The sequence below is a fragment of the Myroides sp. LJL119 genome (assembly GCF_054871605.1).
Genome location: NZ_JBTXLO010000001.1, coordinates 1 through 25,862 on the forward strand (window position 1 = coordinate 1; position 25,862 = coordinate 25,862).

The 25,862-nt window shown below is 33.5% G+C and carries 26 protein-coding genes; 1 reads left to right on the top strand and 25 read right to left on the bottom strand.

The annotated features are described in order from the left end of the window. The 21 genes from ACYSNV_RS00005 to ACYSNV_RS00105 form a co-directional block, all read right to left on the bottom strand. On the bottom strand, positions 1–169 hold a 169-nt coding region (locus tag ACYSNV_RS00005; protein WP_461761064.1), incomplete at its 3' end, for a transposase. A gap of 97 nt (positions 170–266) precedes the next feature. Then, positions 267–899: a 7-carboxy-7-deazaguanine synthase QueE gene (locus tag ACYSNV_RS00010; RefSeq protein ID WP_461760520.1), complete on the bottom strand. Its 633-nt coding sequence runs from the start codon at positions 897–899 to the stop codon at positions 267–269. A 130-nt stretch (positions 900–1,029) separates the two neighbouring features. Then, positions 1,030–2,706, bottom strand: coding sequence for a tetratricopeptide repeat protein (locus ACYSNV_RS00015; RefSeq protein WP_461760521.1), 1,677 nt, complete (start codon positions 2,704–2,706; stop codon positions 1,030–1,032). Positions 2,707–2,727: 21 nt separating this feature from the next. Then, on the bottom strand, positions 2,728–3,720 hold the full coding sequence (locus ACYSNV_RS00020; protein ID WP_461760522.1) for a PstS family phosphate ABC transporter substrate-binding protein: 993 nt from the start codon (positions 3,718–3,720) through the stop codon (positions 2,728–2,730). A gap of 149 nt (positions 3,721–3,869) precedes the next feature. After that, entirely contained in the window at positions 3,870–4,103 is a 234-nt protein-coding gene (locus ACYSNV_RS00025) for a hypothetical protein (RefSeq protein WP_461760523.1), read from the bottom strand. 9 nt (positions 4,104–4,112) lie between these two features. Then, the gene (locus ACYSNV_RS00030; protein WP_461760524.1) at positions 4,113–4,955 is read right to left on the bottom strand and encodes an energy transducer TonB; all 843 of its coding nucleotides are present in this window, start codon (positions 4,953–4,955) and stop codon (positions 4,113–4,115) included. Between the two features lie 29 nt (positions 4,956–4,984). Further along, complete coding sequence (locus ACYSNV_RS00035) at positions 4,985–5,527, bottom strand: ExbD/TolR family protein (protein WP_461760525.1); 543 nt, start codon at positions 5,525–5,527, stop codon at positions 4,985–4,987. 18 nt (positions 5,528–5,545) lie between these two features. Continuing rightward, entirely contained in the window at positions 5,546–6,163 is a 618-nt protein-coding gene (locus tag ACYSNV_RS00040; RefSeq protein ID WP_461760526.1) for a biopolymer transporter ExbD, read from the bottom strand. Between the two features lie 75 nt (positions 6,164–6,238). Continuing rightward, positions 6,239–7,075: a MotA/TolQ/ExbB proton channel family protein gene (locus ACYSNV_RS00045; protein ID WP_461760527.1), complete on the bottom strand. Its 837-nt coding sequence runs from the start codon at positions 7,073–7,075 to the stop codon at positions 6,239–6,241. A 1,180-nt stretch (positions 7,076–8,255) separates the two neighbouring features. After that, positions 8,256–9,602 carry an FAD-dependent oxidoreductase gene (locus tag ACYSNV_RS00050; protein WP_461760528.1) on the bottom strand — a complete coding sequence of 449 codons (1,347 nt, stop codon included), beginning with the start codon at positions 9,600–9,602 and terminating at the stop codon, positions 8,256–8,258. A gap of 201 nt (positions 9,603–9,803) precedes the next feature. Continuing rightward, positions 9,804–10,901, bottom strand: a complete 1,098-nt coding sequence (locus ACYSNV_RS00055) for an agmatinase family protein (RefSeq protein WP_461760529.1) — start codon at positions 10,899–10,901, stop codon at positions 9,804–9,806. A 64-nt stretch (positions 10,902–10,965) separates the two neighbouring features. Beyond that, complete coding sequence (gene kynU, locus ACYSNV_RS00060) at positions 10,966–12,243, bottom strand: kynureninase (protein ID WP_461760530.1); 1,278 nt, start codon at positions 12,241–12,243, stop codon at positions 10,966–10,968. A 467-nt stretch (positions 12,244–12,710) separates the two neighbouring features. Continuing rightward, positions 12,711–13,541, bottom strand: coding sequence for a 4,5-DOPA-extradiol-dioxygenase (ygiD, locus tag ACYSNV_RS00065; protein WP_461760531.1), 831 nt, complete (start codon positions 13,539–13,541; stop codon positions 12,711–12,713). A gap of 490 nt (positions 13,542–14,031) precedes the next feature. After that, the gene (queA, locus tag ACYSNV_RS00070) at positions 14,032–15,081 is read right to left on the bottom strand and encodes a tRNA preQ1(34) S-adenosylmethionine ribosyltransferase-isomerase QueA (protein ID WP_461760532.1); all 1,050 of its coding nucleotides are present in this window, start codon (positions 15,079–15,081) and stop codon (positions 14,032–14,034) included. Between the two features lie 115 nt (positions 15,082–15,196). After that, the gene (locus tag ACYSNV_RS00075) at positions 15,197–16,426 is read right to left on the bottom strand and encodes a 3-phosphoshikimate 1-carboxyvinyltransferase (protein ID WP_461760533.1); all 1,230 of its coding nucleotides are present in this window, start codon (positions 16,424–16,426) and stop codon (positions 15,197–15,199) included. A gap of 31 nt (positions 16,427–16,457) precedes the next feature. Further along, positions 16,458–16,784, bottom strand: a complete 327-nt coding sequence (locus ACYSNV_RS00080; RefSeq protein ID WP_461760534.1) for a nucleotide pyrophosphohydrolase — start codon at positions 16,782–16,784, stop codon at positions 16,458–16,460. A 3-nt stretch (positions 16,785–16,787) separates the two neighbouring features. Further along, a complete protein-coding gene (locus tag ACYSNV_RS00085) occupies positions 16,788–16,994 on the bottom strand; it encodes a hypothetical protein (RefSeq protein WP_461760535.1) in 207 nt (68 codons plus the stop codon). Then, the gene (gene dtd / locus ACYSNV_RS00090; RefSeq protein ID WP_461760536.1) at positions 16,991–17,443 is read right to left on the bottom strand and encodes a D-aminoacyl-tRNA deacylase; all 453 of its coding nucleotides are present in this window, start codon (positions 17,441–17,443) and stop codon (positions 16,991–16,993) included. The genes ACYSNV_RS00085 and dtd overlap by 4 nt, the downstream gene beginning before the upstream one ends. A 147-nt stretch (positions 17,444–17,590) precedes the next feature. Next, positions 17,591–19,567 (bottom strand): DUF3857 domain-containing protein, encoded by a 1,977-nt coding sequence (locus tag ACYSNV_RS00095; protein ID WP_461760537.1) that lies wholly within the window; start codon positions 19,565–19,567, stop codon positions 17,591–17,593. 119 nt (positions 19,568–19,686) lie between these two features. After that, positions 19,687–20,652, bottom strand: a complete 966-nt coding sequence (rsgA, locus tag ACYSNV_RS00100; protein ID WP_461760538.1) for a ribosome small subunit-dependent GTPase A — start codon at positions 20,650–20,652, stop codon at positions 19,687–19,689. A gap of 18 nt (positions 20,653–20,670) precedes the next feature. Next, complete coding sequence (locus ACYSNV_RS00105; RefSeq protein ID WP_461760539.1) at positions 20,671–21,759, bottom strand: chorismate mutase; 1,089 nt, start codon at positions 21,757–21,759, stop codon at positions 20,671–20,673. Between the two features lie 279 nt (positions 21,760–22,038). Here ACYSNV_RS00105 and gldA point away from each other — a divergent pair, with 279 nt between their 5' ends. Then, a complete protein-coding gene (gene gldA / locus ACYSNV_RS00110) occupies positions 22,039–22,944 on the top strand; it encodes a gliding motility-associated ABC transporter ATP-binding subunit GldA (RefSeq protein WP_461760540.1) in 906 nt (301 codons plus the stop codon). Positions 22,945–23,509: 565 nt separating this feature from the next. Here the strand turns inward: gldA and ACYSNV_RS00115 are convergent. From ACYSNV_RS00115 to ACYSNV_RS00130, 4 genes are read right to left on the bottom strand one after another with little or no spacing between them, the layout of a single operon-like run. Then, on the bottom strand, positions 23,510–24,118 hold the full coding sequence (locus ACYSNV_RS00115; protein ID WP_461760541.1) for a deoxynucleoside kinase: 609 nt from the start codon (positions 24,116–24,118) through the stop codon (positions 23,510–23,512). After that, positions 24,118–24,915: a hypothetical protein gene (locus ACYSNV_RS00120; protein ID WP_461760542.1), complete on the bottom strand. Its 798-nt coding sequence runs from the start codon at positions 24,913–24,915 to the stop codon at positions 24,118–24,120. The genes ACYSNV_RS00115 and ACYSNV_RS00120 overlap by 1 nt, the downstream gene beginning before the upstream one ends. A gap of 3 nt (positions 24,916–24,918) precedes the next feature. Continuing rightward, positions 24,919–25,404, bottom strand: a complete 486-nt coding sequence (locus ACYSNV_RS00125; protein WP_461760543.1) for a dihydrofolate reductase — start codon at positions 25,402–25,404, stop codon at positions 24,919–24,921. A 40-nt stretch (positions 25,405–25,444) separates the two neighbouring features. Further along, positions 25,445–25,861 (bottom strand): 2TM domain-containing protein, encoded by a 417-nt coding sequence (locus ACYSNV_RS00130; protein WP_461760544.1) that lies wholly within the window; start codon positions 25,859–25,861, stop codon positions 25,445–25,447. Position 25,862 lies beyond the last annotated feature (1 nt).

Below are 25,862 nucleotides of genomic sequence, written 5' to 3' on the forward strand. Positions count from 1 at the left end.
AGTTACCAAATTTTTTCAACCAATTTTTAACTGTTTGGTCGCCTTGAATACCATATTTAGTTTTAGCTTGAGCTAAACTTAACTGCCCTTGTTCTATTTCTTGAACAACCTGGAGCTTGAAACTTAACGTATAATCTTTCTGAGTACGCTTTACATAAGGATTTGTCATAACGATTGTTTTTTGTGTATCGTTATTTCAGGACGTGACATTATCTCTATAAAAAAAGCAGGACTGTAAAAGTTCTGCTTTTTTTATGTATTGTAAACTAAGGAATATCAAGATACTTATGTGTTTGTACAGAAATTCTCCATTTGGGATTATTCTTTACATACTCAACCACCAATGGTCCCATTTGGTCCCTTTTACTCCACTCTACTTGTAATAATAACAACGCATTTTTATTTACTTTAGAGGCTTGCTGCTCGGCAAAAACAAAATCGTGTTTATTATAAATAATTACCTTTAATTCATTAGCCGCATCATAGACACTTTGGGTGGGAAGCTTGGCTTTTTTAGGAGATAAACAAATCCAATCAAAATCTCCACTTAATTCATAAGCACCCGAGGTTTCTATGTTGGTTTGCATACCGACTTTTTTCAACTCTTGGGTTAAGTAATCTAAATTATACATCAACGGTTCCCCTCCTGTAATCACAGCTAAAGGTCCTGTTTGTTTTGCATTGTTAACTATATCTTCTACTTTGGTTAAAGGATGTAGTTTTGGATCCCAACTCTCTTTCACATCACACCAATGACAGCCAACATCACAACCGCCTAATCGAATAAAATAAGCTGCTGATCCGGTATAAAATCCTTCCCCTTGAATGGTGTAAAACTCCTCCATAAGGGGTAAAATTTTTCCTTGTTCTAATGCCAAATTTGCTTGTTTTTCCAACATTTGTATTAAATCTTAAGAGTGCAAAGATACGCTTTATTACAACTTAAATTCTTTAATAAAAACAAAAAAAACCTATTACACTTACTAAGTTAAATAGGTTTTTTTGTTTTCAAGTAATATCACAAAACTCTTACATGCCGTCTAAGGCTCTTAAAGTACTTAGGGCATAACTATTGTTTTGATCCATACTAAGGGTTATATTAAAACACTCCTTGGCCTTGAAGTTCTCACCTTGGTTAGCGTAATAGGATCCCAACCAATTATAAGCCTCAATTAATCTTTGTGTGTCTGTAGAATCTAATTCTTGGGTAGATTTCTTCATTTGATTTACAAAAGCATCATAACTTTGAAAAACCAGGTCATAATACTGTTGGTCTTCAGAAGAAACCAATCGATTTACTCTAGCCTTATAAAAATTAGCCTCCACTAAATATTTACCAGTAGCTAAACACTTATCAAAATATTCATTAGCCTGGTTAACCAAATCCAATTGGTTTTGTTCCTGGGCTTGCTCAGCTGCTAAATAAGAGCAATAACCTATATAATACAAATCTGCAGGGTAATTAACACCTTGCTTATCTTGTATAGCTACTTGAAATATATCTATGGCTGCATCATATTTCTTAGCTCTTAAAAGCTCCACTCCAATAGCATTAAAAGAACTACTTAAAGAAACATCCATCTTTAAAGCCTGTTGATAATACTGCTTTGCTTTACTTAGTTCACTTTCACTAGCTTGCGGATTCAACACATAACTACTAGCAAGATCAAAATAAAGTTGTGCGGAAGCAGTTTTAGAGTTAGCCAAAATCTTTTCAAATGCTAAACTCGCAGGACCATACTGCTTGTTATTATAATAAGCGTAGGCTAAAATCTGATTTACATCTTGCTCATTCGGATACTTTCTCTTTAAATTCTCAACAAACAAAGTAGCCTTATCCAGGTCATTAATTTCTAAAAGGAATTTTGCATAGTCCAATTCACTTTGAAAATCATCACCTGTTTTATCCAGGTAATTTAAATAAGCTTTTTGGGCATTTTCCTGCAACTTGGTACTTTGCGACTTATCTGCCAAAGACCAAGCGTAATAACTATCCCCTAGGGCCTTATAAGCTTGAAGATAACTTGGATCTGCGGAAATAATCTCCTGAATTTGCTGCACAGAGGATTCATACCCACCTGATTTTTGTAAAATAAGAGCCAAGGCCAACTTTGCAACTTGATTATCACTTTGCATTAAAGAAGCTTGACGATAATTAGCATATGCTTGTTGGGCATCACCTTGAGCTAAATCCGCATCGGCTAAAATCATATAAGCCTTAGAGTTCTGCATATCGTCTTGTAGTACTTCCTGAGCAATACTACGAGCCATAACCAAATCTGCTGGTTGCGCGTGAAGATAAGCATTGGCTATTAGAAGTTTTTGATCATAATCACGTCGCTTTATCTTACTTTGAGCTTTAGCAAAATTTAAAGTCGCCCCTTGATTATTACCTTGTAAAAGGTCAATTTGCCCAAGTCCAATGTAATTCAAATAACCATTGTCTTTTACAGCCAGACCTTGATTAAATGTAATGCGGGCCGAATCTACCTTGTCTTGTTGTAAATAAACATCTCCTAGGTAGTAATAAGCAGCTCCTTGATTAGGGTCTTCTACAAGTAGCTTCCTAAGGATTTGCTTTGCACTATTTAATTCTAGCTTATCCAATTTATCGATAGCTTGAGACAAATCTTGAGCTAAAATAGGACTAACTCCTGATAAAAGCACTGCTAGACTACTGAATAAAAGATTTTTTTTTACATTCATAATATGGTAGATTTAAAAAGATTACAATTCTTTTCGTACCTGCAGTTCTCTGGTTGGAGTCATAAATGGTACCAAGCCACTTTTTAAAACAATACGCTGACCTTTATAACCTGCAATGTACGACGCAAAACCAAGGCCTAACCCGTTTCTACCCTGCACATCTATCACATACAAATCTCTTGTTAGTGGGTAGTCTTTGGTGGCAATATTATTTTGCGATGCTTTATAGTATTTCCCGTCTTTAGGGTTTTTAACCCCTAGAACTTTTATATTATCTAATTGTGCCTTAATATCAGCACTAGGTTGAGTTAACCAATTTAACCCAATTACACCAATAGCGTTTGGTGATTTATTAACGTAATTAATAACCTCTTGGGTACTTGGCAAAAAGTAAGCGTAATCCTTTGGGAAATCAGTATTTCCTGTTAGCTCCCTAAAAGACTTAGAAACCGAAGAATAGTAATTATCGAAAATTAAAATTGGTTCTTTTTGCTCAATAGACTTAAAATCAGTTACCTTATTATCACCAATGCTTTGTGTGGCCTTTAAATTATTAATGATTTTTTCATAATCCACAATTGAATCTGGATAATCTTTATTTACCACAAAAACAATTGCATCTGTCGCAAAGTGTGTCTGTTTAGGGGTAACCCTGCCGCTAAAATACTCTAACTCTTTATCACTTAACATACGAGGTAACACAGCAACACGCAAGGAATCATTAACGATTAATTGTAAAATTTCCTGTTCACTCTTTGCCTGCAAATCCACTTTTGCACGATCATACTCATGTTCAAAGACGGTTGTTACATCCTCTACAATAGGAAAAACACTCTCTTCTACAAGTAAGGTAATACGACCACTTACAGGGGTCTGCTCTATGGCGTTGTAATCAACTTGAGTCTGTTGCTGATTTTCTAATTTGTCCGTGTTCTTTTTACACTGTACAAAAAAACCTAGTACTGCAAAACCAAAAATAGCGTAAAAAGCTACTTTTTTAATTCTTTTATTCATTGTAACCAAATTAATAGCTTATTACTTTAAAAAGCCTATTGCATAAAGATAAGGATAATTCAAGTATTATTAAATTATCAAGGCCATTTTTTACAACGTCTGATTAAAAAACACCAAAAAAAAAAGCTTCACTGTTAGTGAAGCTTTTATTATGCATCTTTTTCGCTGTCTTGCTTATTCCATAAACGATAAAAACGGAATATTCCATAAACTATTAATAGTCCTCCAAAAAGAACCCTAACGTTATAATCCATATCGATTGGCATATTTTTCCAAACAATAAACATGATTCCTAGACCTAAATAAAGGACAAAGAACAATAAGCCAAAAACAAACAGAAATCGCTGTAATGGCGATTTCTGTTTAAATTTATTACTTAACATACTATATAATTATTGTACGCGAATTGTAATTGGTAATGTAAAACGAGAACGAACGTTTCTTCCATTTTGCTGAGCTGGAGCCCACTTAGGAAGACCGCTTAAAACACGTACCGCTTCTTTTCCTACACCGTAACCTGGGTCACGTAGAACTTTAATTTCTGTTAAAGACCCATCAATCTCAACAATAAACTGAACAATCACACGGATTTGTTTTGTTCCTGAATCGATATCTGGTGTTCTAAAACGGCTAATGAACTGTTTGTTGAAAGCTCCCATACCACCTGGATATGCAGCTTGAACTTGTACAGCATCAAAAACTGTGTTTGTGTAATCAGGTTCATCATCTCCTTTGTCTTTGTCTCCGGTAGCTTCACCTGTTTTGATTTCTCCTTTATCTTTATCCCCTTCTGCATCTTTTGCACCTGGTTCTACATCTTCAGAGAAATCCTCTTGTTTAGCAATCTCTTCAACTACCTCCTCTTTCTTAGTTACTTCCGGCTCGGTAAACTTCTTTGTATCGTTTACGTTTTTAACCGCTGGTGGCGGTGGCGGTGGTAACTCCTCAACTGGTGGTGGTGGAGGTAATTCCTCAACTGGCGGTGGTAGTTCGATATCCATGATTTCAATCACTTCATCATACTCTTTCACCTTTTTTACACCAAAAGTTCCTTTTGCAACATCGATTAGCATTGGAGAGGCTAAAGCCAATCCAAATACAACCATACCGATGATAAGTGCATAAGTTGTAACCTTTGGGTTTGTAGATCTTAATTCATAAGCTCCGTAAGATTTGTTACGACCTTCGAAGACAATATCAATCCAATCCTTATTAAAGATATTTAATTTTGACATAATTTCTTGTTTTTCCGTTAGGACGTTAACTAATTTTCTTCACCTAAGAACTCCATATCTGTATCTGTTATATCCACTATAGCATATGACTTAACTCCAGTAATTGCCATCTCATCTAGGATGTCAACTAAATTTCGGTAGTTAGCATTCTTGCTCGCACGAATAATAACAATCAGACCTTTTTCGTCATCTTGCGAATAAGCCTTGGCTTGTTTTTCTTTTTCAAGTAAAACTTCGCGAATACCAGCTTTTCCGTAAGAAGTATCTTTTGGTCCTTCTATTGGCTCATGAGGCATTCCCATGTACCATTTTATATTATTATCAGCCCCAAGTAAAATCGTTAATGTACGATTCTCATCTACTTTGGTTTTGTCCTCTTCCTTATTAGCATCAGCCTTATCCGGCATAGCTAAGTTCATGGACTGGGGCTTATTCATAGATGTGGTTAACATAAAGAATGTAATTAATAAGAACGCTAAGTCAACCATCGCGGTTAAATCCACTCCGGCGTTTTGCTTCTTACTTCTTACTTTTTTATCCTTACCATTACCACCTGTATTTAATTCAGCCATTTACAGTTTTTTTAATGATTAAAAATCCTCATTTCTAAGTCCAGTAACTAAGAAGAATTTATTAATTCTTTGATCTTGAAGGATGTCAATCACATGTTTAACTTGCGGGTAACTTTCCTCTGCGTCACCTTTAATGGCAACATTAAGAACTAAATTATTTTTTTCCTTAGCTGCAACACGTGCACTTCTTAACCAATTTTTCAATTGATTATCTACCGAGTCAGTAGGGATACCCACTTGATCAGCAGAAGTTTTATTTCTAACGTCTGCAGGCAGGTTTAAGAAGCTTTTCAAATCCTTCATTGGAACTCCAAATCCCTCTAAATATGAAAAAGCTTGCTTCTCTTGATCATTAAATTCTATATCGTAAATTTTACCCATTTCTTCTAAGGTAGCAATACGATCCTCTTTTCCTAAAACTCCAAAGAAAACCTTCTCTTCACCTAGGGTTACTGTAGCTAAATTACTCTCTGGTAATTTTGTTTGAACAGTAGAACTTGGTGTATCAACAGGTAATGGCTCCGGAAGTTTCGCTGTAGAAGTTAATACGAAGAAGGTAAGTAGTAAGAATGACACGTCACACATCGCGGTCATATCTACTGACATATTCTTCTTTTTCATTTTACCTTTTGCCATTGATAGTTTTATTTAATCCTCCAAAGTCCACTTATGAGCTTCTTTGGACATTAATACTTTATTCCTTTTTCAAAATTATTTTACTAATCCTTTAAATCTTCTGTAAGATTGAGTAATAGCAAAACCAGCTTCGTCAATTGAATAAGTTAATCTATCAATTTTAGTAGTAAATGAGTTATACATAACAATAGCTAAAGTAGATGTACCAATACCAGTTGCAGTACAGATTAACGCCTCAGAAATACCAGTTGCTAAAGCAGCTGAATCTGGAGTACCTGATGTAGCTAAAGCCGAGAACGCTTTAATCATCCCTGTTACTGTTCCTAATAATCCCACTAACGTACCAATAGATACTAAAGTAGCCAATACAATCATATTTCTTTCTAACATTGGCATTTCTAATGTAGTAGCCTCTTCGATCTCTTTTTGAATAGCTTCTGTAGCTTCTTCACTAGAGAACCCTTCTCTTTTCATTTCTTCGTACTTAATCAAACCTGCTTTGATTACGTTTGCTACTGAACCTTGTTGAGCGTCACAAGCATCCATTGCTTCTTTGATTCTTCCAGCGTTGATATCAGCTTGAACATCAGCAACAAATTTTCCAATATTTCCTTTTCCTGCAGCTTTGCTGATTACGAAAAATCTCTCGATAGAGAAAACAACTGTCATAGTCAGTAACCCGATTAATATAGCAACAACTGGTCCCCCTTTATAGAATAAACCTAAAATGTTACCTGGTAGTGGATGTCCTTCTGGATCTCCGTTTTGAAAGTTTGTTGGGCTACCCATTACAAATTTAAAAACTAGAATTCCAAAAACAATACAAAAAACTACTGCTAATGATGCAATTACTCTACTTGCTCCTGAACTAGAACTTTTTTTCTCAACTGATTCGTTTGATACGTTTGTCATCTTTTTAAAATTTAATTCTTTTTTTCAATTATTACTTATTTTTCTTTTTTTCTCATTTACAACCGATGAGAGTCGCAAATTTATGTTTTTACCTGAAATAAAAAAATTAAAAATGTAATTTTTAATTTTTGTTACTCACCAGGTAAGATTTACACTTTTTAATATCTATGTAACTAAATTATTTGTTAACCACCGGTAAAGATAATAAGTCTAATGCAATTAAACCACTATCTTTTTTACACAACTTTCAATTTTAACATTTACCTATTGTATTAAATACAATATTATATTAAAAACGATCATGAATTTGTATTTTTTACTTTAACATCAAATAATTCATACAAACCTGAATAAACCTAAAGTTGATTTACTGTGTATTTCTGTTTTTTTAGCACCGCAAATTGAGGCTAATTTTTAATAAAAAAAAATATTTTTTATTTTTTTACACATCACACAACAATTCTCTTGTTTAATTCGCGACAATATCTGGTCTAAAACACCTCTTGATAAACAAACAGTTAAACAGCTTAAAAACACATTCCTTTTAATGACAAAACCTTTTTAGCAAAAAAACTTAAAATTATCTCAAATAAAACCTTAAAAATACTAAAAAATCACATCAATCAAAAAAGCGCTATATTTTTATTTATTAATGCTGTTTTTTTTTGCTCATTTTTATAGTTATTTCCCTGAATTAACTCCCAATCCTGCTAATTTTTATTGATTATTGGTACTCAAAAATCTTAAAAAGAACAAAAAAAGAGCATCCATTTTATTATCTAACCGTTCTCTTGCTTTAATCCTACCTATCTGGTAAGCTTTATAACAATATAAAAAACACAATCTAATTTTGTTTGAAAACATTAACATCTTATATATTACCAAAGAGAACCTAATCCATAGAATTCAACGAATCTTTAATGGTGTATTTTTCAGGGCGCAATTTACCAACTTATTCCAATGAACAGTTACTCTTGCTGATTGTTGACAGTAATTTAATATCACCGTGTTTTTTAGCTAGTAAATAACTTATATTACAAGGTAAATTTACCCCCAAAAGACATAAAGCCCATTAGGCGCTTGTTTTGTTTATAAAAAAATAAGGATTATTTAAACTAATATCTTTACTAGTTTAAATAATCCTTATTTTCTAACGAGTTAGTCTACTACTACAAGCTATTTAATTACTTTTTTGGATAAGTATTTTAATTTCTTCAAACACCTTCTTGGATTCATATAATTCATCTAGCTTATCCAAGCTCATTATCTGATCCATAATATGCTTTTGCTTATTACCTAGTTCAAGTGCACTTAAATACGTGTGGTCGCTAAAGGTTACCATATCGTATAAGGGAAGCCAAAGCTCGGGGTAATTTTTTGCAAAATCTGCCTCTATTTTTTTTCTAAGTAAAAAATTATCATCGGCAGTGTGTTCACTCATTTCTTGAAAATTTCGATAAGAAAGTTCTGCTATTGCATCTGCATTAATTTTTCGCGACTCTTGATATTGTAGAAAAACTTGTTCCCAATTCTCTAAATTGTTTTCTTCCAATATTTCACTTAAAACAAAAACATCCTCTAAACCTGCGTTTAAGCCCTGTCCATAAAAAGGAACAACTGCATGAGCGGCATCTCCAATAAGAGCAACTTTTCCTTTATGAATCCAAGGAAAACATTTTGTTGTGACCAAGGAGTTAACCGGATTGTTCTTATACATTTTTTTGTATTCAGGTATTAATTGAATTACATCAGGAAAATACGTATGAAAAAAACTTTGAATTTGCTGATCCTCTTTAATACTATCAAAAGATATAGTCCCTTTATAGGCCATAAATAAAGTGCAAGTAAAAGACCCATCTGTATTTGCCAGAGCAATTAACATAAAATCCTTTCTTGGCCAAATATGAAAGCTATTGGGGTCTAACCGATGTGTTGAATCATCATTTGGTTGTATAACGAGTTCTTTATAACCTAGAGGTAGATAGGATTGTTGATATTCAAATAAACTTTGTCTTTGCATTCGAGCCCTTACCCTTGAGTAAGCCCCATCCGCGCCAAATATAGCCTTGTGCTGAATACCAGTATAGGCCTGTTTTTCATCCGGTGCCGTATAGATGATTCCCTTTTCCAAATCTACATCCCAAACAGGGGTTTGAAAGCAAAACTTAACACCTTGTTTACAAGCTATATCAATTAGTTTTTTGTTTAATTCGCCCCTTGATAATGCCCAAATAGAATCACCATTAATCCCATATGGTTGAAACTTTACTGAACAATCACTCATGTGAATTGCTCTTTGTGACATTGGTATACCTATTTGGCGAATTTCCTGCTCTATCCCTAGTTTACGTAAAATCTTCCAACCGCGATCAGAAAGGGCTAAATTAATTGATCTACCTTTAAAATCGATATCACGGATATCTTTACTTTTATCATAAACCACTACATCAAATCCTTTTTGTTTTAGACTAATAGCTAAAACAACACCAACTAATCCGCTTCCAACAACTGCTATACTTGAGCTCATACTTAATTAATTTTTACCTGTAAAATACCTTTTACAGATCTAAATGTTTGTTTTCTAACCCATGGTTAAAGATAATTTGGGCTACTTATTAAATTTTTTAATTGATTCGCTGTAACAGAGTATTACAACGATTATTTTAATTTTAAAAAACAGAAGTCCTAGCAATCTAGGACTTCTGTTTTTTGAATATCTTTAAACTAATTATTTTTGAAAAACGATGCTTTGCCCTACTGCCATTTTTTGTGACTCGGCCATAGCTCCGCACATATGAAATAACAATCTTGCTCCTACATTTCCATCCCAATCATCCTCTTGTTGCTCTGAGGGTGCAACTTCTACTAAATCCATACCTATTATTACCTTACCACTTTGTGCAAGTAAAGAAATCATATAGGTGGCTTGTTCAAAGCTTAAACCTCCTGGAACTGGGGTTCCTGTGTTTGGACAATACCAAGGTAATAAGCCATCGATATCAAAACTAATTACCACTTTTTCAGGTAAAGAGTCAATAATTTGTTGGCATTTTTGTTTCCATGTAACTCCTTCAAATTCATCTTGTTTTAAATCACTATCGGTATGAACTAAAACACGTTGATTAGAATCTTGGACCGTTTTTACTTCCGATTCACAGAAATCGCGAATTCCAACTTGAACAATAGAACTAACCTGTGGTATTTGCTTTAAAGTATTATACATTATCGAAGCATGTGAATAGGTAAAACCTTCATAGGCTTCTCTTAAATCCATGTGTGCATCGAAATGTAAAATTCCAAAATCAGAATATTTCTTAGCCAAAGCTTTGTAATACCCTAAAGGAGTACTGTGATCACCTCCTAATAAAACAACTTTCTTACCCTTTTCAAGCCATTGGGTAACTTTTTGCTCTACTTGTTGATTCAATAAATCACAAGCTTGATTTATTTGTTTAAGATCTTCAGCTAAGCTTGGGTAATCTTGAATATTTTCCCCATTTTCTAAAACCTCTATAATAGGTTTAGCTAATGCTTTGTATTTTTCACTGTTTTGCATCCACTGCTCTGGAGCCTGGTCCATATAAATCCCCAGCTTCCATAATTCTGGATATTTTTGATGCAATAAATCTACTTGATAAGAGGCTTGTAAAACTGCATCGGGTCCCAAAGAAGCCCCAGCACCATAACTTACCGTTACCTCCCAAGGCACAGGTAGAATAATAATATCACTTTGTTCAGCACTAAAAGGCAATCCATATATAGTTGCTTCAGCTAACCCGGGTTGTGAAGGGTCAAAAGTATTTATTATATCTTGTTTACTCGACATACGAAATCTTATTTATATTTTGCAAATGTATAATTATAATTTAATCCTAGGCAAGATTTTTCAATTACATTAAACTACCTGCTTGTTTAAGAATCTGTCCAAAATTATAAATATCCTCGTAAGAAGTATATAAAGGAACTGGTGCTAGTCTTACCACATTTGGTTCTCGCCAATCCACAATAACACCTTGTTTCATTAAGTATGTAAATAGTTCTCTACCTTTTCCATGTAATAGAATCGATAACTGGCTACCTCTTTGTTTGGGATCCTCAGGGGTAATAATCTCGTAATCTGCCATTGTTTGATTGGCTATATCCTTTATAACAAACTCCAAATAAGCAGTAATCATATCTCTTTTAATAAAAAGACTCTGCATGGTCACCTCAGCAAACATTTCAACAGAAGCCAAATAAGGTGCTAAACTCAATATAGATGGGTTACTTATTTGCCACCCATTAGCATCGGCAATAGGATCAAAATCTGGTTCCATTAAAAATCTGCGCTCTTTATTATGTCCCCACCAACCTGCTAGACGAACTAAATCTTTATTTTGATGATGTTTTTCATGAATAAAGCAACCCGATGCACTGCCAGGTCCAGCATTCATGTATTTATAACTGCACCAAGCCGCAAAATCCACATCCCATTTATGCAAATCCAACTTAACATTCCCAGCAGCATGAGCTAAGTCCCAGCCAACAATACTACCCACTTGCTTTGCTTTAGCACTAATGGCCTGCATATCTAAAACTTGCCCAGTATAATAGTTAATACCTCCCATAAGTACCAAGGCTAACTCAGAACCATGTTCTTGAATCTGATCTAAAATATCTTGTGTTCTAAAATTATGCTCAGAATCTCTTCTTTTTACTTGTATTAAAACATCTTTAGGATCTAATCCATGCAAGCGAATTTGACTTTGAATAAGGTATTGATCACTAGGAAAAGCCTTCTCTTCACATAGAATTTTAAACCTCTTGCTATTGGGCTTATAAAAAGAAGCCATTAACAAATGTAAATTAACAGTCAAGGTATTCATCACAGTAATCTCCGAGGCTTTAGCCCCAACAATATGACTTAATGGCTCGCAAAATCTCTCGTGATAATCCCACCACGGCTTATCGGCATAAAAATGTCCTTCCACAGCCAATTCAGCCCAGTCTTTCATTACTTCATTAACATAATCCACAGCTTTTTTGGGTTGTAAGCCTAAGGAGTTTCCAGTGAAATAAATAACCTTTTTTTGGTTAACTAAAGGGAAATTAAATTCCTCCTTGTAAGAGGCTAAAGGATCTTGTTTGTCTAAAGATCTAGCAAAGTCTAAAGTATTTTCAAATAGCATATCTTCAATAAATTGGTATAAGGTAAATTTACGTTTTTTTTGCTTACGTTTAAAAAAACGCAACAACTTAAACAATATACTAATTAACCCAATACAAGATATGATTTATTTGTTTTTTATACAATAAAACACTTTACTTGGGTAAGATTTACAGATAATCATTTTAGCATTAAATCCTTGAAAATAACTTCTTATTAATAAATAAGTAACTAGTAGTTTTAAACCATAACAAATCAGTCGTTAAAGTATCTATGCAGTTTTAGGCCTTAATCCATTTTTTAAAATCACTGTAGTACACTTTTTCACATCGTTAATTTTAGACTATTGGTATTAAAAAAAAACAACTCTTTGTTCTTGCGATAAAAATGGTAGAAAAACAAAAACCACTGGATTTGCTATCGAAATATGTGTTTTTAAAATATAATCGACAAGCCTTTAGTAAAATAAACGCATATAAATAATTAAAGTTACGATATCTTGACACTAGTCATACTCAAACTTCCAGCAACCAATTTATCATTGAATAAACTAATATTTTCATTGTCTTGTTTTAATCCTAATGTATAAATCAAAGGTAAATAATGCTCGGGTGTTGGCACGGCTAATTGAACTGCTTTTGATTGCTTGTGATAATTTATTAAAGCCGAGTGATTTCCATTTAATAAATGCTCATTTATAGTAGATTTAGCTTCGATAGCCCAATCATAGCCATAATTATCTATATCAAAATTTGCAAAATCCACTAAGTTTAAGTTATGAATAATATTTCCACTTCCAATGATTAAAACTCCTTTGTATCGCAATGAGTTTAATTTTTGTGCAAGCTTGTAGTGAAACTCTGCCGTTTTAGTATAGTCAATACTCAATTGTATAACTGGAATATCCGCTTTTGGATACAAGTGTTTAATAACACTCCAAGCGCCATGATCTAATCCCCATTTATGATCTAATTCTACGAACTCTGGTAACAATAAATCTTTTGTTTCTTTTGCTAGAATCGGATTCCCAGCAGCTGGGTATTGTACGTCAAATAATTCTTGAGGAAATCCTCCAAAATCATGTATGGTTCTAGGCATTTCCATTGCTGTAACCTTTGTCCCCTTGGTAAACCAATGCGCCGAAATACAAAGTATTGCATTGGGTTTTGGTAAAGTTATAGCCAATTTCTTAAAGCTTGCTACAAATTGATTTTCCTCTATCGCATTCATAGGGCTTCCATGTCCAAGAAATAAAACAGGCATTTTTTGTGTATTGGCAAACCTCTGTGAGGTTTTATATAATTCATTTAAATCACTCATATAATACGTAATTGGACTATAGCTAATATAGTTAAAAATTCGCTAGAGTTGATTTGATAAACAAAAAAGGCAAGAAAGAAAAAGTGAAGTTTTCTAGGAACAATACAAAAAATCAAACTAAACAAGGTATTTTATGGGGCTATTTACAAACATTTTGTTTAATGCAACTAGCATAAGCTATCAAAGCTTTCTTGTATTACGTGATAGGTATTTTTTTGGAAATATACCTTAGAGACTCTTACAATAAAATCCAATCCCTTTTTAAAGAAACTTAAATCCACTGGAAGCAATCAAACGCACTGATGAAAAAAAGTTGGAATTGAAAATTATCCATAATACTTACTTCATTGCTAAAATCTAATCCTAAATCATTTAATCAAGATAAAATTACTCTTTTAAAAAGCCAGCAGATAAGAATTAGGCCAATAAAAAACACCTATTAAAAGCTATTTACTTTTAATAGGTGTTATATTACTATCTTTTTGTTGTATTAGATAATCAACATCGCATCACCATAGGAATAAAACTTATATCCTTCTTTGACAGCTTCATCATAGGCCTGCATCATTAAATCATGACCACAAAATGCAGAAATCATCATCAACAATGTGCTCTTAGGCATATGAAAGTTAGTTACCATACAATTGGCTATACTAAAGTCATAAGGAGGGAAAATAAATTTATTTGTCCACCCTACAAAAGGGTTTAATGTTTGATTTGAAGAAACGGAGCTTTCTAAAGCGCGCATGGAAGTTGTACCTATGGCGCAAACACGCTGTTTGTTTGCTTTGGCTGTATTTACAATATCACAAGCTTTTTGATCTACAAACATTTCCTCTGAATCCATTTTATGTTTAGATAAATCCTCTACCTCAACTGGATTAAAAGTTCCAAGACCTATGTGCAAAGTTACCTCCGCGAATTTAACACCTTTTATTTCCAAGCGTTTCATTAAATGCTTGGAGAAGTGTAATCCTGCAGTTGGAGCTGCTACCGCTCCCTCTTGGGTTGCGTAAATTGTTTGGTAACGGTCCGCATCCTCAGGTACCACCTCACGATTGATATATTTTGGAATTGGCGTCTCTCCTAACTCTTGTAATTTAAAGCGGAACTCTTCATATGAACCATCATACAAAAATCGCAATGTTCTACCTCTTGATGTGGTATTATCAATCACCTCTGCAACTAAAGAATCATCTTCACCGAAATATAATTTATTACCAATACGAATCTTACGAGCTGGATCCACAAGTACATCCCATAAACGCTGTTCTGCATTTAATTCTCTTAATAAGAAAACTTCAATTCTTGCACCGGTTTTTTCTTTATTACCATATAAACGTGCAGGAAATACTTTAGTATTGTTTAATACCATCACATCTCCTTCGTCGAAATAATCGATTAAGTCTTTAAATAATTTATGTTCTATACTTCCCTTTGCACGATCCACTACCATTAAACGAGACTCATCTCTATTTTCCGCAGGGAACTCAGCCAGTAATTCTTCCGGCAAATCAAAATTAAAGTTTGATAACTTCATTGAATACGATTTTAATATTAATTAAACAAAGACTTCCTATTTTCAAAGAATTTACAAATATACAACCTAACAATAGGCCTTGTCAAGTATTTAACGAAATATTTCCATTAACCGGCTATTCTATAGTAATCTGAAAACCAATTAACTGGAGTAAATCCCAAAAATTAACAAAACTCTTACTCACCACCTCTGCTTGATTAATTATTATAGGAACCTTTAAACCCAAGGGAGCAAAGGCCATAGCCATACGGTGATCTTGGTAAGTATGAATTGCCACATTGCCAACTAATTCACCTTGATGTTGTTCTAAAATAAGACTATTAGGGGTAATCTGAACTTGGGCCCCTAACTTACTTAATTCATTATATAGGGCTACTAAGCGATCGGTTTCTTTAATCTTCAAGGTATGTAAACCCGTTAAAACACATTTAACACCTAAACCATAACAAGTCACTGCAATGGTTTGAGCCAAATCCGGGGTTTGAATTAAATCCAGCTCTAAAGCCTGCAAATCATCATGAGTCTTTGTTAAAACAATACTATAATCCGGATTAAAGCAAGTAGAAACCCCAAGCTTTTCGTAGATACTAGCCACATGGCTATCTCCTTGTAAACTATCTTTTTTATAACTTTTTAAAGTTAGACTAAAGCCCGGTTTACTTAAAGCCACTATAGAATAAAAATAGGAAGCAGAAGACCAATCTGATTCAACAGTAAAGGTTTTCTCCGGACTCTGTTGTAAAGGCTTAACCACAATTACATTGTCTTTAAAATAACAATCCACTTGTAATTCCTTTAACAAGGATAATGTCATCTGAATATATGGCAAGGAGGTAATTTCCCCGATAAGCTCCAACTCTATACCATTTGGTAACTTTGTTCCTATTAATAATAGGGCTGTTATATATTGACTACTTATATTGGCAGGTAGACAAATCCTCCCCCCTTTACTTAGTTGTCCGTTAATGCGCAAGGGCGGATATCCTGGTTGATTAACATAACTTATATCGGCCTTTAGTTGTCTTAATGCATCCACCAAAATACCTATTGGTCTTTCTTGCATTCTAGATGAGCCTGTTAAAACAAGCTGTTTTGTAGTGCATAAAGAATAATATGCGGTTAAAAATCGCATTGTCGTTCCTGCATGATGAATATCAAGAGTAGCTTGTGTACTACCAAGAGCACTTTGCATCGCCTTTACATCATCAGAATCACTGAGATTCAAAATAGTTAAACCAGGAAAAAGTTCCTGCAGAATTAATAAACGGTTACTCTCGGATTTACTTCCAGAGATAGTTAGCTCTTGTTGGCTTAAAAGCTGACTTGGGGATAACTTAATATTCACTAAATATATTTTTTGGGTTGGTTAATCCTTCTTATTTCAGTTTTTGATTATCATGATGTCTTTGATGATCTCTTTTAGTTTTAAAATCAAGCTTTTTATCAAAGGCCTCTTGTAAATTTACGCCTGTTTGATTAGCTAAACAAAGAACTACAAACACAACATCGGCCAACTCCTCACCAAGATCCTTATCTTTATCACTAGGTTTTTCAGATTGTTCGCCATACCTTCTTGCAATGATACGAGCTACCTCCCCTACCTCTTCGGTTAACTGAGCCATATTAGTTAATTCATTAAAATAACGAACTCCGTGTTGTTTAATCCAATTATCTACGGCTAATTGTGCATCTTGAATATTCATATATTATTTTTTACTATTGCTAATTATTTTTTTCTTTATCCATTTATCGTAGATGATCATTAAAATCATAAACACAATGTATTTACTAAAAAATGCAAACAAACAGGATGCATTTCCTTGTAGTGCACAAGCTATCTCATCTGAAATAAACCAGTTTAAAATCAAGTATATTAAAGTAAATATACCGTATTTGGCTATTTGATTTATCATTGTTTATTTTTTGTATCTATCCAAATTGTAACCGGTCCATCATTTACTAAACTAACCTGCATGTCGGCTCCAAAAATCCCGGTTTGTATGTCTTTAGATAAGCTTCCTTGTAGAATTTCAATAAACTCGTTATACATCTGATGAGCTACCTCTGGCTTTGCAGCCATAATATAAGATGGTCTATTTCCTTTTTTAGTCATTGCATGTAAAGTAAACTGACTCACAAGTAGAATATCTCCACCCAGATCTAGTATACTTTGATTCATTACACCTTGTTGATCTGCAAAAATACGAAGGTTAACAATTTTATTACTCAACCACTGCATATCTTGTTTAGTATCTTGCTGCTCAAACCCTACTAAGACAAGTAAACCTTGGTTAATTTGACCAACAACTTTTTGGTCCACCATTACATTGGCGCTCTTTACTCTTTGAATAACTGTTCTCAATTTATATTTTTTGTATGTAATTATGTATCCATACAAACTTAAAAAAACTTTATGGCCTATCTAAATGTTTTAGTCAAACAATTGGCATCTTTAAATTTAACTTACTAAAAAAAAAGAACACCTTTAGTAAAAGGTGTTCAAAGAGAGTTATTTACTGGGTTCAAAAATGATAAACTGCTGTAATTCTTCTTGCATTTTTTCAAAGAAACCTTGTACCCTATCATACTGTACTTTAGCGATTTGCGCCTGTTGTCTTACAAAAACAAGCTGTACCTCTACACTGTTTTGCTTGACTGTAATATTTGATGTAAGTTGCATTTGAATCTGGGAATCTTCAAGCTGGATTTGTTTGGGAGTTTGTGAAACCTTATACCCTTTAGGAATGGTAAACGATACATTGTAAACTTGACTACTTGGAAACTCAAAACTAATATCCCCAAATCGTTGGGTGGCTGTAAAAGGATTAATCTTCTCACTAAACCAATCATAAGGATTAACAAAAAGCTTATTATTAAAATTTAAAACCCCGCTGTCTTTAAATACCTTAGCAACCACACGTACATTATTCGAGGCATTATTTAAATTTGTAATATCAATCTCACTAAGTCGCATTCCATAATGATCTTGGGTAAATCTTTGACTATAACCAAAAGTTCCTATTTGCTGATAGAGTTGGTTAAACCACATTGAATAATATCCTTGATACGATGCAAGTAAAGCTCCACGGATGGATCCATCTGCATGAAGTTCCATTTGATAAGACTCCTTGGCTGTAGATAAAAACTCGGGCACCATATTGAATTGCATCAACTCCCCTGTGCTAGAAATAGCTTGCCCTTGGCCATTTAAATCCTCTAAAGGCAATAATCCAAGACTAGAAAACGCACTACTTGCATCAGCAAAAAAATATTGCTGATCTATATTCACCACTGCGATTGTATTATTGTAATACATACTTTGCCAAGTGGTTTTAACCCCATTGTCAGTTGTACTAATTAATACAGGCATGGCAGGGATATCTACATAATTTAACATACTAATTAAAATAAAATTGATATCCGCCGAACTTCCCGTACCTTTATTAAAAGCTGTTTTAGCCCCTTGAGAAGAAAAAACAGAATATTGTTTGTTCCACTTTACTTTACTTTGTACCAGCTCTAATACTTTTTGCGCTCTTTGTTTTACTGGTAAAGCAAGATACTCGGCTTTATTTATTTGTTTATTGAAATATTTATCTTGCTGGATTTGCCCAAAAAAGTACTTGCTTTTAACCAAAGACTCTAAAAATTTAGGTTTACTCTCCAAGATAACTTGCTTGTTAGAATAAGGATATTGTACCCATATTAAATCCATTTTTACATATGCCAAATAATTCTGTGCATTATTTATGTAAGGCTGATTTTGGTAGGCCGGAATTTGACTTGCCTGTAAAGTAGTCTTAATAGAAGGCACGGAGGTTTTATCTAAAAACTGACGACTTTGCGAGAAGTTACTTATCACATTCTCTTGTTTATGACTAATCTTCACAGACCCATTGTTTACAAATTCATAATGATAATATTCCGGAATTGTACTGGAGAAAGTGGATCTAAGTTTGGGGATATGACTTTGAATTTCCCAAACAGGTAATACGTCAAAGTAATTTGTAATTTTCACATAACTATATTCAATGATACTTCCAGGCTTTACCTTTGAAAAATCTATTCCAACCTCCTTATAATCTTTAGTGTTAGTAGGATTAAGAATCCAACTAGAATCAACCTGTTTTTTTTGAATCTGTGAACCTTTTAGTTCATAGATATTGGCAAATTCTAAACTAACCTTTTCTTGGATATAGTTATTGCGAGTGAATCCCACAACAAAACTTGCCTGAGAAGCGCCGGATTCCTTGTATATTTTTATTTTTTTTGTCACAATCTGAACTACTTTAAATTCTAGATCCACATTACTAAAATCAAAGTATACCTCTTGGTGCTCATCTAACACCTCAAGATCTGCATCGGGAAATACCTGACTTTTCTTGGAGGCTAATTCTAAAGGGGTAACCTTTTCAATAAAATCTTGCGCATTTACACAATGTATGGAAAACAGACCAACCAACAAAAATAAAAAAACTCTTATCATAGTAATTTGATTTTATAATATATACAAAGTTACGTAATGCCGTGTAAAGGTAAATACCATTATATGAAATTTAAGTCATCTAATAACTAAAAACAGCCTGAAAACAAAAAAAACCAAGACTACTCGTCTTGGTTCTTCCCATCTTTATATATATCGGTACGATAATGTTCTTCTTCTCCATCTAAGATTTGGATATAACTCCTATACCTAGACCAAGATAATTCATCTTTATCCAAAGCATCTTTAACCGCGCAATAAGGCTCCTCTTTATGCAGACAATTATTAAACTTACAATGATGTTTTAATGCAAAGAACTCTGGAAAATAATCTCCAACTTCACTTGGTTGCATATCTACTACTCCAAATCCACGGATTCCTGGTGTATCAATAATTCGAGCATCAAAACTCAGATCATACATTTCAGCGAAAGTCGTGGTATGTTGTCCTTGCTGATGTTGCTCGGAGATAATAGCTGTCTTTAAGTTTAGTCCCGGTTCAATGGCATTGATAAGGGTGGATTTACCCACTCCCGAATGTCCAGAAAACATCGATACTTTTCCTTGCATTTTTTCCTTGATTTGATCTAAACCTTTACCACTTTGAGCAGAAACTCTTAAGCACTCATATCCAATACTAGAATAAATATATTGTAAGTAAAGTTGTTCGTTTAAGGTATCCTCATCAAAGGTATCTATTTTATTAAAGACTATAATTGTCTTAATACCATAGGCCTGGGCGGTAACTAAGAATCGATCGATAAAACTTGTTGTTGTTACAGGATTATTAATGGTAACCACTAAAAACACAACATCAATATTAGAGGCAATAATATGAACTTGTTTGGATAGATTCACACTTTTTCGAACAATGTAATTTTTGCGCTCTAAAATTTCATTTATAACACCCGTTACTTGATCGTTTGTATTCTCTAGTTCAAAAACAACGTGGTCTCCCACTGCAATTGGATTAGTACTTTTAATACCTTTTAAACGAAATTTCCCCTTGATTCTACAATCATAGAAAATTCCATCATCGCCTTTAACGATATACCAACTACCTGTTGATTTGTAAACTATTCCTTTCATATATTGCTCTAATACTTTTTAGTTTTCTTTTTGATTTATAATCTTATCTTGCCTATGGATACTCTCTTGGTGAATAGCGGTATAAAAATCAGTGATAAACTCTTTAGTAAATCCTAATTGCTGACCTTCGTGTTGTAATTTTTCTAACATTTCAGACCATCTACCTTGTTGATAAACCGCAACGTTCTTTTCTCTTTTCAATTTACCAATAGAATCTGAAATAGCCATACGGTTACGTAACAAATCTAATAATTTACCATCCATATCATCGATTTGAATTCGGTAACTTTGTATCTTTTGCAAAAACTCTTCAGTTTCATCGGTAATATTTCTTACCGTTAATTTATTAATAATATCCTGTAATTGCACAGGGGTAACTTGTTGCGCGGCATCACTCCAAGCATTATCCGGATCACAATGAGTTTCAATCATTAAACCTTCAAAGTTTAAATCTAAAGCTTGTTGACAAACCTCAAAGATACGATCTCTTTTTCCTGTAATATGCGATGGATCACAAAAAACAGGAATATTAGGCAAATGTAGCTTTAAATCTATAGGTATTTGCCATTCTGGAATATTTCTATATTTGGTTTTTTCATAGGTACTAAAACCTCTGTGAATTACTCCTAGTTTTCTAACACCTGCCTCATACAAACGCTCTAATCCACCCATCCACAAAGCTAAATCTGGATTAACAGGATTTTTCAAAAGTACGATTTTATCTGATCCTTTTAAAGCATCTGCAATTTCTTGTACAGCAAACGGATTTACTGCCGTACGAGCTCCTATCCACAAAATATCTATATCATGCTGTAAACAAAGTTGAACATGCTCGGCTGTTGCAACCTCCGTGGCTAAAAGTAAACCTGTTTCTTTTTTTACTTGCTGTAACCATTTTAGACCTATTGCTCCCACTCCTTCAAATCCACCTGGACGTGTTCTTGGCTTCCAAATACCAGCTCTAAATACTTTAACTTCTTTTGGTAAAGACTTGGCAATTCTCATCACCTGTTCTGGCGTCTCAGCACTACAAGGACCTGCAATTATGGCAGGATTTTGTCCTTGAAAAATACTTAGCCATTGGGTGTCCACATTCATTTTTTCCATCGTAATGTAATTATAATTTTTTATAAATATAGTTTGGCAATTATACAGTCTGGCAAAATACAATTTTCTAATTTATAATCGACTGTTTTTTTTATTTTAATAATTTATCTATGTATGTAATCTATGTTTTGTCTATCCTACCCTTTATAGGAAAGGCACCACAAGACTAATTTTGTTTTATTGGTTATTTATTTTTTCTAATCGGCAACAAAGTATAGTATAATACACTTTTACCCCTAGTTTTGATTTAAAATACTATTTTTGTTTAAAATTTATTCTATGTCAATTCGCGTTCAAAAAGTAAGTAAGTCCTACAAAGATCACAAAGCATTAGATTCCGTAAGCTTTAATATACCCACGGGCCAAATTGTTGGCTTTCTAGGTCCAAATGGTGCTGGTAAATCTACTTTGATGAAAATATTAACCACCTACGCACTAATGGATCAAGGAGCGGCTTTTGTCAATGACTTTAATGTGCAAACAAACAGTCTGCAAGTAAGGAGTTCTATTGGTTACCTTGCCGAGCATAATCCTTTATATCTAGATATGCGAGTTATCGAATATTTAGAATTTAATGCTGCTATTTATAAGGTAAGTAAACAACGAATCGCTCAGGTTATATCGCAAACTGGTTTAGAACAAGTACAAACAAAGAAAATAGCTGAATTATCCAAAGGTTTTCGACAAAGAGTCGGAATTGCAACGGCTCTTTTACACGATCCCGCTGTGTTAATTTTAGATGAACCAACCACAGGATTAGATCCAAACCAACTAGTTTTCATTCGTGAATTAATCAAACAAATAGGCAAGGATAAAACAGTTTTACTCTCCACTCATATCATGCAAGAGGTCGAGGCTATTTGTCAACGCGTAATTATTATGAATAAAGGACGAATTTTAGCAGATCAAATGCTTGATCAAATTCTAACCAATAAAGACAACCAACTAATAGCTGTCGAGTTTGATTATAAAATAGAAATTCAATTTATTGAAAGAATCCCTAATTTAATTAAGGCTACACATATTCACGATAACCAATGGGAATTAGCCTTTCCTAAAGATCAGGATTACCGTCCACTTGTATACGATTTTGCTCAAGAACAAGGGTTAAAAACTCTTTCTCTTCAGATAAAAAATCGCAGTTTAGAACAATTATTTCAAGAAATAACTACCTCCCAAGAATAGATCTTAACTTACAAAAGTTCTAAAACTTTTACATTTTAGAACTTTCTACACCTTTTTAAATCAATCTTATTTATAGAATTACAAAAAAAATTTCAAATAACAACTATAAGAGCCTAGTAAAGCAGAAAGGTCGGAATTACTTCCGACCAGATCACTTACTTAACAATCTTTTTTTCTAATAGTAGTAAATATGAACCAGTATCGATAAATTACATAAAAACTAGTATGTCAACCACCTTGTGGCTTTATACTATATATATTTTTAATACTGTACTAAACTAATCAAATGGTTTCAACCATACTAAACCACTACACTATTTAACTCTACCAAATATACAGAATCCAGCTACAAACAGAGCATTGATTAAAAAATACAGGATATAATTCTATAAAATAACTACAAACTAGATATTTCAACTTTCAAAACTATAAAAAAGACTACTTTATAGATTTTTAACCTAAAACAAAAACTCGCACTAGTGGTTAATTACCACCTTAAAACCGCGATTTGCAGATATAGGACCATAAAAAAAACCTTTTAGTTACAATCTAAAAGGCTTTTATTTTATTTTTCTAATAAGATTTCTATCTTATTTTTAATGTCTTCAAAGTCTTGTGGTTGACCAACAAAGTCTAAATTATCTACATCCACAATTAAAAGTTTTCCCTTATCATACCCCTTTATCCAGTCTTCATACCTTTGATTTAAACTAGTTAAATATTCGGCAGATATAGAATTCTCATATTCTCGACCACGCATACGAATTTGATTAATCAAATTCGGCACTGAACTCCTTAGGTATATAAGTAAATCCGGAGCACCAACCAAACCTTGCATTAGCTCAAACAAAGAGGCATAGTTTTGATAATCGCGTCCACTCATCAACCCCATTGTATGAAGGTTAGGTGCAAAAATATGAGCATCCTCATAGATAGTACGGTCTTGAATAATGTTTTTTCCGCTCTCTCTGATTTGCAGAACTTGACGAAAACGACTATTTAAGAAATATACTTGAAGATTAAATGACCAACGATCCATTTGATGGTAAAAGTCATCTAAATACGGGTTATCTACTACATCCTCATAATGAGGCTCCCAATTATATTGATCGGCCAATAACTTAGTTAATGTAGTTTTTCCAGCCCCTATATTTCCAGCAATTGCTATATGCATTATGGTAATTTTATTAAGTAATTGTTCAATTTTTCTTCGACAAAAATACTTAATTTTTGGGTGTTATAAAAGAAGCCTAAAATGGATTTGTCTGCTAATTGGATTGGGTAAATCTTATCACGCGTAATATCAACATAATAGAGCTTATTTTCATGTAAATAAAATAATTTTGAAGAATCTAATATTTGCATCTTATCATAGGTAAAGGGCAAAGGATAATTCACAACAACCTTACCCTGGGTATTTATCCCGTGAAGGACATTGTTTTTATCCACCCAAAAAAAATGAGTAAGTGTTGAGTAATAATCCTTATTATCCGTGCTCTGTAGAGTATATACCAAATGTCTTTCATAAGAAGATATATTATAAAGGCGAATAGCCCCAGTACCGTGATGATCCACAATCCACATACGTCTACCATTACTACTTGCCACATACTCTCCTTGCATATTGGGAAATTTCTCAGAAAAATCAATCTGATTTACCTGAGCAAGTTCTCGCGAAAGTATAAAGACAGTTTGCTCTTGTTTGTAGAAAACCAAAGGAGACAAAGCAAGGGTTAAATCTACCATTGTTAAATCCCCCATTCTTGGATTTTGATATAAACTGGAATTATATTTACTTAATTTTTTTAGTACGTTTTTTTCTCTAACATATGTATTATCATAGATATCTTTGGCTAAGAAAACCTGATCCTTTGCAAGGGTTTCAGAATTAGAAAACCTTGTCACTATTGTGTCCTGTCCCCAAAAACAAAGAGGTGTTAGCAATAAAAAAAACGAAACTAAAAAACGCATAATCTACTTCTTTATATAAGTCAAAAATGTAAAATCATAGGCATGCCTAGAATCTTTCGGATGAAAATCTTGCTTAATTAAATCCCATTTTCCTTGATCAATTTCAGGAAAAAACGCATCGGCTTGAAAATCCTCATGTATCTTTGTTAATTCGATTTTATCGGCAATTTCCAAGGCAAGTTCATAGATTTGTGCTCCCCCTATTACATACACATCCTTTTGTCCTTGGCATACCTGTAGGGCTTGATCCAAGGAATGAACTACTATACATCCTTGTGGGGCCACATAATCCAATTGGCGGGTAATTATAACATGCACTCTATTTGGCAAAGGACTAGGGAAAGTCTCAAAGGTCTTTCTACCCATTATAATATAATGAGAGGTGGTTAAGGTTTTAAAGTGCTTAAAGTCATCTGGTAGATGCCATATCATCTTATTATCCTTACCTAGAGCTCTATTTTGGCCCATTGCAGCTATTAATATAATCATTAAATATCTGTTTTCAAAAAATTAAATCATTCAAGACTCTTTATTCTACATTTTGTTGTGGGTCTACCTTACCAGGATCCTTAGGTAACTCAGGCTGTGCTAGGTCTCTTTTCACGTCCACTAAAGGAAAGTCTTTTTCGACTTTCTTTCTCAATTCTTCTATTTTCTTTTTTTGTAAATCAATCAAACGCTCGATTTCTTTGTCCTGCCAGGCCTTACCCATGAAACGCTCTACAATAAAAACATTTACAAACTGAATAAATAAAACAACTGCCCATATACTGCAAACCCACAACCACCATTGGCTTACTGTTATGGGATCTTGAATAAAATTATTAATACAGAACATTAAAATTCCACCCAAGACAAACAAAACAAAATTAAAAAAAAGTAACCTTCTTTGTTTTATTCGTCTTTTTGCATAATCATACATCTTGTACTCTTGTCTAGCTTCCATT

Bases quoted from the DNA above. Each gene is read 5' to 3' on its own strand.
- ACYSNV_RS00010 (WP_461760520.1), bottom strand. From the start codon at position 899: ATGTTGGAAAAACAAGCAAATTTGGCATTAGAACAAGGAAAAATTTTA.
- ACYSNV_RS00015 (WP_461760521.1), bottom strand. From the start codon at position 2,706: ATGAATGTAAAAAAAAATCTTTTATTCAGTAGTCTAGCAGTGCTTTTA.
- ACYSNV_RS00020 (WP_461760522.1), bottom strand. From the start codon at position 3,720: ATGAATAAAAGAATTAAAAAAGTAGCTTTTTACGCTATTTTTGGTTTT.
- ACYSNV_RS00025 (WP_461760523.1), bottom strand. From the start codon at position 4,103: ATGTTAAGTAATAAATTTAAACAGAAATCGCCATTACAGCGATTTCTG.
- ACYSNV_RS00030 (WP_461760524.1), bottom strand. From the start codon at position 4,955: ATGTCAAAATTAAATATCTTTAATAAGGATTGGATTGATATTGTCTTC.
- ACYSNV_RS00035 (WP_461760525.1), bottom strand. From the start codon at position 5,527: ATGGCTGAATTAAATACAGGTGGTAATGGTAAGGATAAAAAAGTAAGA.
- ACYSNV_RS00040 (WP_461760526.1), bottom strand. From the start codon at position 6,163: ATGGCAAAAGGTAAAATGAAAAAGAAGAATATGTCAGTAGATATGACC.
- ACYSNV_RS00045 (WP_461760527.1), bottom strand. From the start codon at position 7,075: ATGACAAACGTATCAAACGAATCAGTTGAGAAAAAAAGTTCTAGTTCA.
- ACYSNV_RS00050 (WP_461760528.1), bottom strand. From the start codon at position 9,602: ATGAGCTCAAGTATAGCAGTTGTTGGAAGCGGATTAGTTGGTGTTGTT.
- ACYSNV_RS00055 (WP_461760529.1), bottom strand. From the start codon at position 10,901: ATGTCGAGTAAACAAGATATAATAAATACTTTTGACCCTTCACAACCC.
- kynU (WP_461760530.1), bottom strand. From the start codon at position 12,243: ATGCTATTTGAAAATACTTTAGACTTTGCTAGATCTTTAGACAAACAA.
- ygiD (WP_461760531.1), bottom strand. From the start codon at position 13,541: ATGAGTGATTTAAATGAATTATATAAAACCTCACAGAGGTTTGCCAAT.
- queA (WP_461760532.1), bottom strand. From the start codon at position 15,081: ATGAAGTTATCAAACTTTAATTTTGATTTGCCGGAAGAATTACTGGCT.
- ACYSNV_RS00080 (WP_461760534.1), bottom strand. From the start codon at position 16,784: ATGAATATTCAAGATGCACAATTAGCCGTAGATAATTGGATTAAACAA.
- ACYSNV_RS00085 (WP_461760535.1), bottom strand. From the start codon at position 16,994: ATGATAAATCAAATAGCCAAATACGGTATATTTACTTTAATATACTTG.
- ACYSNV_RS00095 (WP_461760537.1), bottom strand. From the start codon at position 19,567: ATGATAAGAGTTTTTTTATTTTTGTTGGTTGGTCTGTTTTCCATACAT.
- rsgA (WP_461760538.1), bottom strand. From the start codon at position 20,652: ATGAAAGGAATAGTTTACAAATCAACAGGTAGTTGGTATATCGTTAAA.
- ACYSNV_RS00105 (WP_461760539.1), bottom strand. From the start codon at position 21,759: ATGGAAAAAATGAATGTGGACACCCAATGGCTAAGTATTTTTCAAGGA.
- gldA (WP_461760540.1), top strand. From the start codon at position 22,039: ATGTCAATTCGCGTTCAAAAAGTAAGTAAGTCCTACAAAGATCACAAA.
- ACYSNV_RS00115 (WP_461760541.1), bottom strand. From the start codon at position 24,118: ATGCATATAGCAATTGCTGGAAATATAGGGGCTGGAAAAACTACATTA.
- ACYSNV_RS00120 (WP_461760542.1), bottom strand. From the start codon at position 24,915: ATGCGTTTTTTAGTTTCGTTTTTTTTATTGCTAACACCTCTTTGTTTT.
- ACYSNV_RS00125 (WP_461760543.1), bottom strand. From the start codon at position 25,404: ATGATTATATTAATAGCTGCAATGGGCCAAAATAGAGCTCTAGGTAAG.
- ACYSNV_RS00130 (WP_461760544.1), bottom strand. From the start codon at position 25,861: ATGGAAGCTAGACAAGAGTACAAGATGTATGATTATGCAAAAAGACGA.